The 15430-nt window shown below is 40.9% G+C and carries 9 protein-coding genes; 8 read left to right on the top strand and 1 reads right to left on the bottom strand.

Going from position 1 to position 15430, the window contains the following annotated elements; genetic code table 11:
- Positions 1 to 57: 57 nt before the first annotated feature.
- Positions 58 to 2349: a RelA/SpoT family protein gene (locus IQ230_RS21315; protein ID WP_193934269.1), complete on the top strand. Its 2292-nt coding sequence runs from the start codon at positions 58 to 60 to the stop codon at positions 2347 to 2349.
- 17 nt (positions 2350 to 2366) lie between these two features.
- On the opposite strand, the gene IQ230_RS21310 is transcribed toward IQ230_RS21315, so the two are convergent.
- The gene (locus tag IQ230_RS21310; protein WP_193934252.1) at positions 2367 to 2945 is read right to left on the bottom strand and encodes a hypothetical protein; all 579 of its coding nucleotides are present in this window, start codon (positions 2943 to 2945) and stop codon (positions 2367 to 2369) included.
- Between the two features lie 323 nt (positions 2946 to 3268).
- Between IQ230_RS21310 and IQ230_RS21305 the strand changes: the two genes are divergently transcribed.
- From IQ230_RS21305 to IQ230_RS21260, 7 genes are all read left to right on the top strand, one after another.
- Entirely contained in the window at positions 3269 to 3862 is a 594-nt protein-coding gene (locus tag IQ230_RS21305) for a calcium-binding protein (RefSeq protein ID WP_193934251.1), read from the top strand.
- An 814-nt stretch (positions 3863 to 4676) separates the two neighbouring features.
- Positions 4677 to 6806 carry a calcium-binding protein gene (locus tag IQ230_RS26945; protein ID WP_322742520.1) on the top strand — a complete coding sequence of 710 codons (2130 nt, stop codon included), beginning with the start codon at positions 4677 to 4679 and terminating at the stop codon, positions 6804 to 6806.
- A 116-nt stretch (positions 6807 to 6922) separates the two neighbouring features.
- Positions 6923 to 7696: a peptidylprolyl isomerase gene (locus IQ230_RS21280; RefSeq protein ID WP_193934250.1), complete on the top strand. Its 774-nt coding sequence runs from the start codon at positions 6923 to 6925 to the stop codon at positions 7694 to 7696.
- 182 nt (positions 7697 to 7878) lie between these two features.
- A complete protein-coding gene (locus tag IQ230_RS21275; protein WP_193934249.1) occupies positions 7879 to 10851 on the top strand; it encodes a type I secretion system permease/ATPase in 2973 nt (990 codons plus the stop codon).
- Positions 10848 to 12287: an HlyD family efflux transporter periplasmic adaptor subunit gene (locus IQ230_RS21270; protein WP_193934248.1), complete on the top strand. Its 1440-nt coding sequence runs from the start codon at positions 10848 to 10850 to the stop codon at positions 12285 to 12287. The genes IQ230_RS21275 and IQ230_RS21270 overlap by 4 nt, the downstream gene beginning before the upstream one ends.
- Before the next feature lie 61 nt (positions 12288 to 12348).
- Positions 12349 to 13554: a glycosyltransferase family 4 protein gene (locus IQ230_RS21265; RefSeq protein WP_193934247.1), complete on the top strand. Its 1206-nt coding sequence runs from the start codon at positions 12349 to 12351 to the stop codon at positions 13552 to 13554.
- A 177-nt stretch (positions 13555 to 13731) separates the two neighbouring features.
- Positions 13732 to 15141 carry an FAD-dependent oxidoreductase gene (locus tag IQ230_RS21260; RefSeq protein WP_193934246.1) on the top strand — a complete coding sequence of 470 codons (1410 nt, stop codon included), beginning with the start codon at positions 13732 to 13734 and terminating at the stop codon, positions 15139 to 15141.
- Positions 15142 to 15430 lie beyond the last annotated feature (289 nt).

Below are 15430 nucleotides of genomic sequence, written 5' to 3'. Positions count from 1 at the left end.
GAGCATTCCACACATATCTTACCCAATATCCACCATCCATCTTTGCCGCCCGATCCTATGAACGCCGCTGTTTCCACCGTTACTCATGCTACCTCACTCGCCTTTGATGTTGACCTTCCCCAATGGCTGCAAAACTGTTTAGTTGCACCGCAGGATAGTCATCAGCATTCAGAACAAGCTGACAATAGCTTGATTTGCTTGGCTTTTAGCTTTGCGTATGATTTGCATCAAGGGCAATACCGCAAATCTGGCGAACCATATATCTGTCACCCAATTGCTGTTGCAGGGTTATTACGGGATCTCGGTGGTAGTAGTGCCATGATCGCCGCAGGATTTCTCCATGATGTAGTGGAAGATACGGATATCTCGATCGAAGAAATTGAACAGCGGTTTGGTAATGAAGTCCGTCAATTAGTCGAAGGAGTAACGAAGCTTTCCGAGTTTTCACAAAAATTTTCCAGCAAAACTGAGCGTCAAGCTGAGAATTTTCGCCGGATGTTCTTGGCAATGGCAAAAGATATCCGCGTGATTGTGGTCAAACTTGCCGATCGCCTGCACAACATGCGTACATTGGAACATCTAGCACCAGAAAAACAGCGACGAATTGCACTAGAAACACGCGAAATTTTTGCTCCATTGGCTAATCGATTGGGTATCGGGCGGTTTAAGTGGGAATTAGAAGACTTGGCGTTTAAGTACCTAGAACCCGAAGCATATCGTCAAATTCAAGACTTAGTTGCCGAAAAACGGGTAAATCGAGAAGCTCGATTAACACGAGTCGTCGATGTACTAAAGGCGCGGATGGAGCAAGCTGAGATTCAATGTATCGATATCAGCGGTCGTCCAAAGCACCTTTATGGAATTTATCAGAAAATGCAGCGGCAACAAAAAGAATTTCATGAAATTTATGATATTGCTGCGATTCGGATCATTGTCAATACAAAAGAAGAATGTTATAGGGCATTAGCCGAGGTTCACGACGCATTTAAACCAATTCCTGGTAGATTCAAGGATTATATCGGTTTACCCAAGCCTAACCGCTACCAATCTTTGCATACAGCAGTTGTCGGTTTTACTGGGCGTCCTTTAGAGGTGCAAATTCGGACGATTGAAATGCACCACATTGCTGAATATGGAATTGCCGCGCATTGGAAGTATAAGGAAACAGGAAGTTCTAGCCACAGTCAGTTAAAGACTAGTGAGGAACGATTTACTTGGTTGCGGCAAATCCTTGAATGGCAAAATGACCTCAAAGATGTCAATGATGCTCAAGAGTATCTTGATAGCGTTAAAGATAACTTGTTTGAAGACGACGTTTACGTTTTTACCCCCAAAGGTGATGTTGTTTCGCTAACTGCAGGTGCAACACCAGTTGATTTTGCCTATCGTATTCATACAGAAGTCGGCAATCATTGTTGTGGTGCGCGTGTTAACGAGCGAATGGTAACGTTGGATACGCGGTTGAAGAACGGCGATATTGTAGACATTCTGACTCAAAAGAATAGCCATCCAAGTTTAGATTGGCTCAACTTTGTCGTGACAACTGGGGCAAAAAACCGAATTCGTCAATGGTACAAGCGATCGCACCGTGAAGAAAATGTTGCACGGGGACGCGAGTTGTTAGAAAAAGAACTCGGTAAAACAGGATTTGAAGCGCTGCTTAAATCAGAACCTATGCAAGCAGTAGCCGAAAAATGTAACTATCACGGCGTAGAAGAACTCCTAGCGGCGTTGGGTTACGGTGAAATCACTTTAAATCTTGTTCTCAATCGTTGGCGAGAAATCATCAAAGCCCAACAACCCATCGCGCAAACAGAAGATGTCACAGTTTTACCGTCTTCTACCAAAACACAAAAAGAAGCACCATTACCGAGTTCGCGGGCAAGTGATTCTCCTATTGCTGGAGTAGAAGGTTTGTTGTATCACTTGGCTAAATGCTGTACTCCAATTCCAGGCGAATCTATTATTGGAGTCGTTACGCGCAACAGCCGTGGCATTTCAATTCACCGTCAAGGGTGTCAGAATGTTGAAACTATAGAAGGCGATCGCTTAATTCCGGTTAGTTGGAATCACAATAACTCAGAAAGAAATCGCCCGCAGACTTACACTGTCAATATTCAAATTGAAGCAATTGATCGCGTAGGAATTCTCAAAGATATTCTGTCACGCCTCAGCGATCAAGGAATTAATGTGCGCAACGCTCAAGTCAAAACATCCAACGGGCAACCTGCTTTAATTGATTTAGGGATTGATATCCGCGATCGCGAACAGCTTGATCGTGTTTTTGTACAGATTAAAAAAATGAGCGATGTCATTAATTTACGCCGTATTAGTCAAGCTGAAGATTAACGTTGAATAACAAGTCATTAGCTGATTGCGCATATAGATTTATTAGTCTGGACTTGATTGCTCGTTATATCGTCGGTTTCAATAGCTAAGCGAACTAAGTGAAATTTTGTACTGAATTCTTGGCAATTTTTACTTGGTTTAAATAGTGCCATCAGCGGACATTCCATACACTGCTTGACAATATTTATTGCTACTAAATGCTGATTTGAAGTTGAATTATCATCGCTATTGTACTGCGATAGTTGAGGATCAAGGGATTTTATCTCTTTCAATGCATCTGTAGTATTTTGCGTATTTTTACTATCATTATTTGTTTCATATTTAGTGCGTGGCTTGGTTAGCATCTGAGTAGCTTGTCTTCTGATAACTGAGCGAAAATTACTTTTTGTGACTTCTTCTGCAAAAGCTTGCGAAAGTAAACTCCACAATTTATAACCAACATTTTTGATGTAATTAGCCTCATATCCATAGCTTTCTGCAATTTCTGGATATGTTTTGCCTTCCCAAGATTGCCGCAAGACTAGCTCTTGTATATTACTTAAAAAAATGTTCTCTAAAGCTATATCTATAACGAGTAATGCTTCTTCAATATCCATTATTCAACTATACAGTGATATTTATAGTACTTTGTTTTGCTTCCTAGCTTACCCGCAGATTTACAGACGTCAAATCAGTGAGTTCACCGAATTTCAGTAAAGTTCTCAATTTTTTTCATGAAGTGTGACTTTAAATGACCTTAAGTGACAGACAAAAATCGGTGGATACACTTAAATTTGATCTAGCTTCAACTTAAAGCAAAACAGCAACAAACTACATAAGTGTATTGATCAGGATTCTTCCGAGAAAATACGCAAAACATTAACAAAATCTAAAGTTTTTATCTTGTATCAAGAATTAGGAAATATTAGGAGAAATTAATATGGCAAATTACTTTGGCACTGGTGAAGCTGACTACATATTAGGCTCAAATTCTGGAGACATAATTTATGGCTATAAAGGCAATGACACCCTAGTTGGTGACACTGGAAATGACAGTCTCTTTGGTGGAGGTGGTCATGACTATCTTGAGGGTGGTGCTGGTAACGACTATTTAGATGGCGGCGTAGGTAATGACACTCTTATTGGTGATGCAGGTAATGATACTCTACTTGGTGGTGCAGGTAATGACTATCTCATAGGCTTTGCAGGTAATAATCATCTCAAGGGCGGAAAAGGTGATGATACGCTTGAAAGTGGAATCGGTAGTGATACACTGACTGGTGGCGTAGGTGCAGATCTCTTTATCCTAAATAACCCATCTGCTCATGCAACGATCGCAGACTTCAACGCAAAGCAAGGAGACATAATTGTTGCCAGCTTTACGGGCTTCTATCAAGGTTCCTTTTCATATAACAACAGTACTGGTGCTCTGTTATATACAGAGTACATAAATGGTAACTCTGTTGAAAGTCAAGTCGCTCAATTACAACCAGGCACAAGCTTTGATGTTAATACACAATTAATGATTTGGTAGAGTATCTACTTGTAAGCAACTCATTCTTCACTAAGATTCCTCACTGTTCAAACGTGAGGATTTTTTGTAAAAATATTGAAGTCATGCGATCGCCTCATCTTAGTTGTCAATACAGAAGCGTTAACTTTTTATTTGTTTCTGAGATTTTACCTACTGCTCATGTAAACAATAACACACATCTATCTCTACTTTTTGATAGATGCCATTTTCCCACTAATTTAATTGTGAACTTATCAAACTTTGCTTAAAATATGCTAGGGCAGAGTTTTCTTTGAACTGCTAGCAATCCTAAAATATTGAGTTGTATTTCATAAATTTTTCATCAAGTCTTCATCGAAAATTTATAAAATTACATACGTAGAAGTAATACTTTAATACTAGTTATTGAAAATCAGGAGAATTTTCTTATTTTAGATTTGAGGTAATCTCTGGAATTCATTCAATTGAGTTTAAAGTATTTGCTGATAAAATCATACATCAATTTCCCTCATTAGCTACGCACTTAAGATTAGATAAAATCAGTACGAGATGTTTTTTGATACCAGTGTTTTGTAAACTACTGATTTTCCTAAAAATCTAACCAGAAATAGATGCAAGTTTTTTAAGAATTCAGCATTTTGTTCATTATAAAAGTTGGCTCACTCAACTTCTCTATCGTCATTTTTATCAGCACTTTTTGCAGAAAAACCTGTCTTAGCGCTGAAACTTTTATAGAAAAATCAAATCAAAACATAAAGCGTGTATTCAAACTGATGTGGCAATTCGTTAGTTAAAGTTACACCTTGAATGTGGTTGAGGAAAAGCAGGAGAAAAAATGTCAACTATACATGGCACTAAGAAACCAGATTTAATCAAAGGCACTCCAGGTGCAGACAAAATCTTAGGTTGGGCAGTTGGCGACAACGCTCATAGTCTTTCGGGGAATGATACCTTGTTAGGGTTAGTTGGAAACGACACAATTTACGGCGGTACTGGCGATGACAGTTTAGTAGGTGGTATAGGGCTAGATATCCTTTACGGTGGTATTGGCAATGACACCCTCGAAGGGAATAATGGTTACGATCTTCTCTATGGAGAAGTAGGTAACGACCTACTTGCAAGCGGTAAAGGAGATGACACTCTTTACGGCGGCTTCGGTACAGACACTCTCTATGGCGGTGCTGGTGATGACTATCTTTATGGTGGTAGAGATAACGATCAGCTTTACGGTCACTTAGGGGACGATATTTTAGATGGTGGTTTGGGTAATGACACGCTAATCGGTGGAATTGGTGATGATGTCTACATAGTTGATAGTAGTGGTGATGTAGTCATTGAAACCATTAATCCAGTAGAAATGTATGATGAAAACTGGAATATAGAAATTGTTGACGCAGACATCGATACTGTATATGCCTCTGTTAATTATACTCTAGGGCAGTATGTAGAGAATTTAGTTCTTAGTGGTAATCAGCCTATTAAAGGTACAGGAAATTCGTTAGACAATTTTATTACTGGTAACGATGCTAATAATAAACTTTATGGAAAAGGTGGAAATGACACGCTCGATGGCAGTTTTGGCAACGACACGTTAGTTGGTGGGTTTGGCGACGATGTTTACTATATAGACACTCTTAATGACAAGATTGTTGAGTTACCCAATCAAGGTACTGACACTGTTTATTCCTCAATAAGTTACGTTTTAGGCGAGCATATAGAACACTTAGTTCTTACAGACGACGGTTTAATTGGTATTGGTAATCCACTAATTACAGTGCAAAGCAATATCAATAGTCCTAGCTTTGCTATAGGTAATACTTTAGATAATATTCTTGTTGGTAACGATGCTAACAACAACTTATATGGTGGTGCAGGTAATGATTTTTTAGATGGTAGTGTAGGCAATGATACGTTAGTTGGTGGTACTGGAAACGACTATTACATTGTTAATAGCATTAGTAGTACAACTATCGAATTTGCAAATGAAGGAATTGATTGGGTTGAATCAACGGTAAGTTACACCCTAGGTAATCATCTTGAAAATTTGTCCTTAGGTGGCGATCGCAACATCAATGGCACTGGCAATGCACTCAACAATATTATCTACGGCAACAGCGGCAATAATATCTTATCCGGTGGACTTGGTAACGATAAAATAGACGCGAGTTTCGGTGACGATCGCCTTTACGGTGGTGGTGGTAACGATACGCTTAATGGCAGCGGGGGCGACGATCTGTTATCGGGTGACGACGGCAATGATTCGCTACAGGGAGGCGATGGAAACGACACGATATTTGGTGAATCTGGCAACGATAAATTAGATGGCAGTTTCGGCGACGACAGTTTAGATGGCGGACTAGGTAACGATACACTCCAAGGCGGATTTGACAACGATACGCTAAGAGGTGGCGCAGGCAACGACTTACTGCGTGACATGGAGTTTGGTGCCGAAGCTAACTTTTTGTTTGGTGGTGCTGGAAATGACACGCTCGAAGGTGGTGGCACGCTCGACGGCGGTGACGGTGACGATAAACTTAGAGGCGGTTCTGACAATGATACCTTGATTGGTGGTTCTGGTCATGACACGCTCTTTGGCAGCTTTGGTGATGATGTTCTGACAGGTGATGCCGGACGCGACTGTTTTGGCTTTTATGAACCATTCCAAGGTATAGATAAGATAACAGATTTTGTTGCTGGGGAAGATCGCATTTTTGTCTATGCGATCGCACCTAATTCAGGTGTTGGTTTTGGTGTTAATTGTCAGTTGAATCGCGGTACGCACATTAGCGCAGCACAATTTACTATTGGTGGCACGGCATCAACGACGGATCATCGATTTATTTATAACCGCAACACAGGCGCTTTATCTTTTGATGAAGATGGTACAGGAGCAACACAGAAAGTGCAGTTTGCACTACTGCCTAAAGGTTTAGACATGACTCATGCTGACATTTTCGTTTTGTAGCACTAGGCAGTGTAGTAATAAAGGCATATTTATTATGCCCTCACACTATTAGTTATGTAATGCAGATGCATCAAACTGCTGGGTAAATACTGAAGACAATTTGGTAAGTAAGAATTATGCAAACTGGTAGTAAAGATCAAGTCGATGCGCTTTTAGCTTTGTTGAGCCGTTATCAAATGATGCCGCAGTTAGTACGAAACCTGATCGTCGATCAAGCGATCGCAGATATACCTTGTACTGATGAGGAACGCCAAGCCGCGATTGAAGCATTTGAAGCACAACAGCAAATGACTTCTGCCACTAGAGATGATTGGCTTAATCAACAAGGCATGACCTTAGCGCAAATGCATAAGCTTGCCTTGCGTCCTGTCTTACTAGAAAAGCATAAAACCACTGTTTGGGGGCCCAAGGTAGATAATTATTTCTTAACCCGCAAGGCACACCTAGATCAGGTAGTATATTCTCTGATCCGAACTAAAGATATGGGGTTAGCCCAAGAAATTTACTTTCGGATTTTAGAAGGAGAACAATCGTTTGCCGAGTTAGCCCGCGAATACTCGCAAGGTGCAGAAGCTAAAACAAGCGGGTTGCTAGGACCAGTATCACTGGCACAGCCGCATCCTGCTATTAGTAAACTGTTGTCTGTGAGCCAACCAGGGCAACTTTGGGCACCTCGTCCTTTAGCTGAATGGGTGGTGATTATTCGTCTCGAAAAGTTAATTCCAGCACAACTTGATAAATCAATGCGCCGCCGCTTGCAAGATGAATTATTTGAAAATTGGCTAGCCCAAAAAATGCAGCAAGTCGATATCAAGCAATTGATCGCAACAAGTCTACGCGATTGCAATTCAATAGACTTTTTATCTAAATCTCCCAAGCCCATAGACTGAATAATGCTAAACACACTTTGTAATAATAAGTTGCCGCAATTAGCCGTGACTTTAGTCACTATGGGATTCGTATAGAAAGTCTAATATCTTAAAATTGCAAAATTTTCATTTAATTAGGAATTGTATTGATAACAAGTGTGGATACTAAATTAAAGCAGCTTTATGCATTTAGTAAGTAGTATATGACTCAAAGCATACCTCTGACTCCAATTCAAGCTTTCTTGGCACAAACTTTCCCGTTTGACCAATTATCAACAGAGGTCATAGAAGCGATCGTGGCTAAATGCCAACTGATGCGCTATCGCGTCGGGCAATCAATTCTTGTCAGAGAAAAAATGCCTGCACACATAGCTATACTCTATCAAGGACAAGCGCGGTTATTAGGTTACGACCAGCGGACGCGGACTCCTGTCAGTTTGGAATTGCTAGGTTCAAAAAGCATTCTCGGAGCAAGTTCCTTTGTGCGAGGAATTCCATGCGAAACGGCGATCGCATCCACCGAGGTGATTTGCATTACGATAGCATCTCAAGATTTCTCAGACTTGCTCAATTCTGAACCATCGCTAGAACAAGCTTTTCTACATAGTAGCAGCCTCAGCGAAGTTTTTGAGCTACTCAGTGTCGAACTTCAACGCAGTGCCAACGAAACTCCAAAATTAAAAGAGTTGGCAACTTTCGCGTGGCAAGACGCCGTTGTCCGCAACATCCCCAGAGGAAAACTCGATTTAGCACAACTCGACTCGCGGCGCCTATGGTTAGTTAGTAGTGGTTCAATTTCAGACTTTCCTGTCGGCAGTCGTTTACCTGCTAATGGTTCCTCTCAAATTATTCGTGTTGACAAAGCGCGTTTACTGGGACTTAATATCCGCGAGCAAATCAACATTTCAGTTGATGCAATTCCGCCTAGTGCTACCCACGAAGTTACTGATTTTAGTGTCCCTGCTTTAGAAATTCCTTACGCACCAGAACATCCACCAGAAGCACCACCCGACCCTTACGCTGCCAAACCTAAATATCCCTTAGTACGCGGTCGAGGATCGATTGAAGCCCCACTAGCGTGCTTTCAGATGTTGAGTCAGCACTTAGGACTGACGTTTCGCAAAGATTTAATTCGCAAAGTTTTAGAAAATCAATTTAAAAGCGCAGGAAATATTTCGCTACAAGCGTGTGGGGCGATCGCTGAAATGATGAGTTTACGCGCCCAGCTAGTGCAAGTTTCTGCAACAGCAATCAATCGCCTGAAAGCCCCTGCACTAATTCGCTACGCCGATAGTTTTGCTGTTGTTTACAGCATTACCGAAAAAGAATTAATTCTTGCAATTCCCGAAAGTGGAATTTTGCGTAAAAGTCCTCAAGGTTTTGCAGAAATTTGGGGGAAAGAAGGACAGGTACTGCTACTTCAACCTCCGAGTCATCAAGTTAAAGAGAAATTTAGCCTCCGCTGGTTTCTACCATCAATTTATCGCTATCGTAAAGTTTTAACTGAAGTTTTAGTCGCCTCACTTTTTGTCCAGCTTTTTGGTTTGGCAAATCCACTGATTACTCAAGTTATTATTGATAAAGTTTTAGTTCAACGCAGCATTGATACCTTAGATGTTTTAGGAATATTCTTACTCGGAGTTGCAGTATTTGAAGCATTACTAACAAGCGTTAGAACTTATTTATTTGTCGATACAACAAACCGCATTGATCTCAGCTTAGGTTCCGAAGTCATCGATCACCTATTACGCTTACCCCTCAAATATTTTGATCGGCGCCGGATTGGAGAATTAGCAGGACGAATTAATGAGCTTGAAAATATTCGGCAATTTTTAACAGGAACAGCCTTAACTGTTGTATTAGATGCGGTATTCTCAGTCATTTATGTTGCAGTAATGCTATTTTATAGCTGGCTGCTTACTCTTGTTACTTTAGTCACAATACCCTTATTTGCTTTACTCACAATTTTTGTCTCGCCAATTGTCCGAAAACAACTTCATAAGAAAGCTGAGAAGTATGCTGATACGCAGTCTTATTTAGTTGAAGTATTGTCAGGAATTCAAACAGTAAAAGCGCAAAACATTGAATTAAAATCGCGTTGGCAGTGGCAAGAACGCTATGCAAAATATATCAATGCTGGATTTCAAAATGTTCTGACTTTTAGTACTGCAAGTTCAATTAGCGGCTTTTTAAATAAATTTACAGGATTGCTTCTGTTGTGGGTAGGAGCACACCTTGTTCTTGCAAACCAACTGACTTTAGGACAACTAATCGCATTTCGGATTATTGCAGGTTACGTTACAAGTCCTCTATTAAGACTTATTCAACTGTGGCAAAACTTCCAGGAAACCGCACTGTCTATCGAACGACTCAGTGATGTTTTAGATGCACCGCAAGAAGTTGATGAAGCTAATCGTGATAACATTCCTATGCCTGAAATTAAAGGCGATGTGCATTACGATGAGTTGTCCTTCAGATTTAATAGTAACGGTCCGCTGCAATTAATTAATGTCAATTTAGAAATTCCTGCTGGATCTTTTGTGGGAATTGTTGGGCAAAGTGGTTCGGGTAAAAGTACGTTAGCTAAGTTATTACAGCGATTATATGAACCGACTTCCGGTAGAATTCAGATTGACCGCTACGACATTAGTAAAGTTGAACTTTATTCGCTGCGTCGGCAAATTGGGGTAGTTTTACAAGATACCTTGCTATTTAATGGCACGGTTCAAGAAAACATTGCCTTAACAAATCCTGAAGCAAGCTCCGAAGAAATTATTGCTGCTGCTAAAATTGCAGTCGCTCATGATTTTATTATGTCTTTGCCCCAAGGATATAACACAGTGGTGGGAGAGCGAGGTTCTTCCTTATCCGGTGGACAACGACAAAGAATTGCGATCGCCCGTACGGTTCTGCAAAACCCAAAACTCCTGATCTTAGACGAAGCAACGAGCGCTTTAGACTATAACTCTGAGCGTCAAGTCTGCAATAACTTAAACGAAGCATTTCAAGGCAAAACGGTTTTCTTTATTACACATCGCCTTTCTACGGTGAGAAACGCAGATACAATCGTCATGATGGATCAAGGTTCAATTGTTGAGCAAGGAACCCATCAAGAATTAATGGCACTTAAAGGACGGTACTACTGTCTTTATCAACAACAGGAGTCGCAGCTATGAGATCAGAATCTATTGAACAACCCGTTATTTTAGAGCAACCCGCAATATGGTCTAGAGTTGTCATGTGGTTACTTGTTTCGGTGACAACCTCGGCATTTATTTGGGCATCACTTGCCAAAATAGAACAAGCCGTACCAGCAACAGGAAAGCTTGAACCACAAGGCTCAACAAAAGAAATTAAAGCACCAACTGGTGGTGTTGTTCGGGAAATTTATGTCAATGATGGGCAATTAGTTAAAAAAGGAGAATTGTTAGTTACATTTGATCCTACTGCCCCACAAGCAGATGTGCGATCGCTTATTCAATTAAAAGCCTCCTTATTACGAGAAAATCAATTTTACACAACAGCCGCAGCAGGTAACAACAGTTTAGATAATTCATCAGATTTATCCGCATTAACTCGGTTACGCGCAGCTTTAGTCGCAGAAAATGACTTTTTAAAAGCACAAGTTAACGGACTTAACCCTAACAAGCGCACTGAAGGCGAATTTGATGCAAATCAACAACAATTACTAACAAGTGCACGGGCGGAATATCGCTCACGTATAGCAGATGCAAATCTCCGCATTCAAGAACTAGAAAAACAACTTGGTCAAACGCGATCACAGCTAGCAACTGCTAGAAAAGTCACTGCAATCAACCAAGGAATACTTGATAAAATTACACCTGTTGCCGAAGAAGGCGGATTATCACAAGTACAATACCAACGCCAACAACAAGAAGTTTTAACGCGCCAATCTGAAGTAGATCGCTTGGATGCGGAACAACAACGATTATCAATTCAAATTGCTCAAGCAAAAGAACAGTTACAAAACACAGTTGCTCTCACAGCGAAAGACGTTTTAACTAAAATTGCTGATAATCAGAAAAAAGTTGCTGAAATTGATACTCAACTTGGGCGAAATAAGCTCGAAAACGAGAAAAGAATTGCCGAGATTGACGGAGAATTAAGCAAAGCTAACTTGAATTTACAATATCAAGAGTTACGCTCGCCTGTTGATGGAATTGTCTTTGATCTTAAAGCAAAATCGCAGGGATTTGTCGCTAATTCTGCTGAACCAATACTGAAAATTGTCCCAAACGAAAATTTAGTAGCTTCGGTATATCTAACAAATAAAGATATTGGTTTTGTGTATCCAGGAATGGAAACAGATGTCAAGATTGAATCTTTTCCTGAATCTGAGTTCGGTAGCATTAAAGGCAAATTAGTCTGGGTTGGTTCAGATGCTTTACCGCCAACGCAAGAACGCCCATATTACGCCTTTCCCGCAAAAATTCAACTCGAACGCCAAGCTTTAACAGTTAATGGTAAAGAAGTACCACTGCAATCTGGTATGGGCGTAAACAGTAGCATAAAAGTACGTAAGCGAACAGTTCTAAGTATGTTTATGAATATGTTTGATAAGAAAATTAAGAGTTTAGAAACAGTACGATAAAAATCTGACAGTAAACTCACTAGTCACTAGCCACTTAACATCTTAACATTATGCCTGTTTAATGAGAATTCTATTTCTTCATACGAACTTCCCAGCACAATATCGTCATGTTGCGCAAGCGCTTGCCAGCGTTTCAAATAACCAAGTTGTTTTTGCTACTAAAAATCAAGATGTTTCGCTACCAGGCGTTTACAAAGCTATCTTTGAACCAAGTCGCAATCCTCATCCATCAACACATCATTATGTTAGACCCTTAGAAAGTGCAGTATTGCACGGACAAGCTGTATATAAAATAGCTGAACAATTAAAAGCACAAAAATTTATTCCTGATGTTATTTGCGGACATTCAGGTTGGGGTCCAACATTATTTGTTAAAGATGCATTTCCAAATACACCGTTGATTTGTTATTTTGAATGGTTTTATCATGCGCGGGGTTCAGATGCCGATTTCGATCCTACCGATCCTTTAAATGTTGATGACATAGCGCGAATTCGGATTAAGAATGCACCAATTTTGATTGATTTATATAGCTGCGATCGCGGTTTATCGCCTACATTTTGGCAACGTGCCCAGTTTCCTCCAGAATTCCACAGCAAGATTTCTGTACTTCATGATGGAGTCGATACTGAATACTTCAAGCCTCAACCAGGAGCAAAGTTAGTTCTTCCAAATCTCGATTTATCCGGCGTTGACGAACTTGTAACGTATGTAGCGCGAGGGATGGAACCGTATCGAGGTTTTCCGCAGTTTATCGAAGCGATCGCCTATATCCAAGAACGCCGCCCCAATTGTCATGTTGTTATTGTAGGTTCTGAGCGGGTTTGCTACGGTAAATGTTTACCTGATGGCACATCTTACAAAGAGTTCATGCTCAAAAAAGTCCCGCTAGATTTATGGCGGGTACACTTTACTGGCTCATTACCTTATAATCAATATCTGCAAGTAATTCAAGCTTCCTCTGTTCATGTTTATTTAACTCGACCGTTTGTTTTATCTTGGTCAATGATTGAGGCAATGTCTACAGGGTGCTTAGTATTAGGTTCTAACACTGCACCCGTTGCGGAAGTCATTCAAGATGGCAAGAATGGATTACTTGTTGACTTCTTTGCGCCGCAGCAAATTGCAGATCGCGTTGATGAAGTGTTAAATCATCCTACACGCATGGCAGAACTTCGTGCTAAGGCAAGAGAAACGGTGTTAGAACGTTATGCTTTGGCAGATTTGTTGCCGAAACATCTTGAAATGATTAAAAGTATTGCTGGGTAGTGTTTTTATAAGTTTCATGAACCACTTCAGACGCAGAGAATGCAAAGATAGACTTAGAGGATCTGTAATTGGTGGTAAAGAGTTTGTAGAGATCTGAACTAAGCAAGATGTGTTAATAGGAAGATAAATTCTCCTCGGCTTGCTATTGGAAGTACAATCTTTACGGGAGATACCATAATGTATCCGGAGTTATCGTCGAATCAAGGTAGCCATGCAGTGGTAATCGGTGGTAGTATCGCTGGGCTGGTGACTGGTCGAGTTTTGACGAAGTACTTTGATCGAGTCACGATTATTGAACGCGATCGCTTTCCTAATAATCCTGTACCGCGTAAAGGCGTTCCGCAATCGCATCACGTCCACGTGTTATTAATGCGGGGGGCGATGATTTTAGAAGAACTTTTTCCAGGCTTGCATACAGAATTATACGCTGCGGGCGCATCACAGATTGACATGGCAAAAGATGTTGCTTGGCTAAATCCAGCGGGGTGGGGTATTCGCTTTACTTCTGGAGTGATGCTGTTGGCTAGCAGCCGCAGTTTATTGGAATGGGGTGTGCGTCAACGGTTGATGCAATGTCCCCAGGTACGCTTCATTACCGAATCTGAAGTGACGAGTTTACTTGCTAATTCTGACAAAAGTGCGATCGCTGGCGTGCAAGTTCGTTTACACAATCAACTGCATCATGGAAGCGTCAGTGAACAACAAATCGAGGCTGATCTTGTTGTTGATGCTAGCGGGCGAATGTCCAAAACTCCGCAGTGGTTAACAACACTTGGCTACGAAGCGCCGCAAGAAACCGTTGTGAATTCTCACGTTGGCTACGCAAGTCGCATTTATCAACCTCCTACTAACTTCTCAAGCGATTGGCAGGCTTTGTACTTGCAAGCCGCACCACCAAACGTGACGCGTGGGGGGTTAATGTTACCCATTGAAGGCAATCGTTGGCTTGTTTCTCTAGGCGGAGGTGATAAAGACTATCCACCCACAGACGAGAAGGGTTTTCTTGAATTTGTACGTACGCTGCGTAGTTCTATTCTTTATGACGCGATCAAAGATGCTAAACCTCTCTCCCCAATAGTTAGCTACCGCGCTACCGAAAATCGTCGCCGTCATTATGAAAAACTTCACAGAATGCCAGAAGGTTTGATTGTCACTGGTGATGCGGCGTGTGCGTTCAATCCTGTCTACGGACAAGGAATGACAACAGCCGCGATCGCTGCGGAAACTCTAGATCAATGTCTCAAAAAAGGTCTTTTTGGCTTAAGTAAACGTTTTCAATCTCAATTAGCTCAAGTTAACGCAGTTCCTTGGACACTCGCAACAAGTGAAGATTACCGTTATCGCGGTACTGAAGGTAAGCCAGTGACTCAAAAAACGAAGTTGATGCATTGGTATATGGATTGGGTAATGCTGCTATCTACCAAAAATGTGGGCGTGCGATCGCAGTTTCTCCAAGTCATGCATATGCTAAAAACACCAAATGCTTTATTTCATCCCAAAATCGTTGCTCTAGTCTTCAAAGAAGTGCTGCAATCAACTTTACATCAAGAAACACTAGCAACTAAGGTTGCAACCAAAGTAACTTAAACACTCATTCGTAGCTAAGTAGGTAAACATCATTAGAAGTTACATCTTTTATTGAGTAATGGGTAATGAGAAAACAGTAAGCATTTAGCAATCAAACAAAATCTCACAGAAGATCGCTATTGACTATTAATGACCAATGACCAGTTACCAGCCTTTAATATGATACGAACTTGCGTTCTAAAGAACAATTAGGGTAGGGTGCAGTTAACCGAGAAACGAGCACTGTTATGGCAAGAGTCAGTCGAGTTGTAGCCCACCAGAGCGTTGAAGAAGTTAAGCAGAAGCTGGC

The organism is Gloeocapsopsis crepidinum LEGE 06123, from assembly GCF_015207655.1.
Classification (GTDB): domain Bacteria; phylum Cyanobacteriota; class Cyanobacteriia; order Cyanobacteriales; family Chroococcidiopsidaceae; genus Gloeocapsopsis; species Gloeocapsopsis crepidinum.
This window is presented reverse-complemented; position numbering and strand designations above follow the sequence as displayed.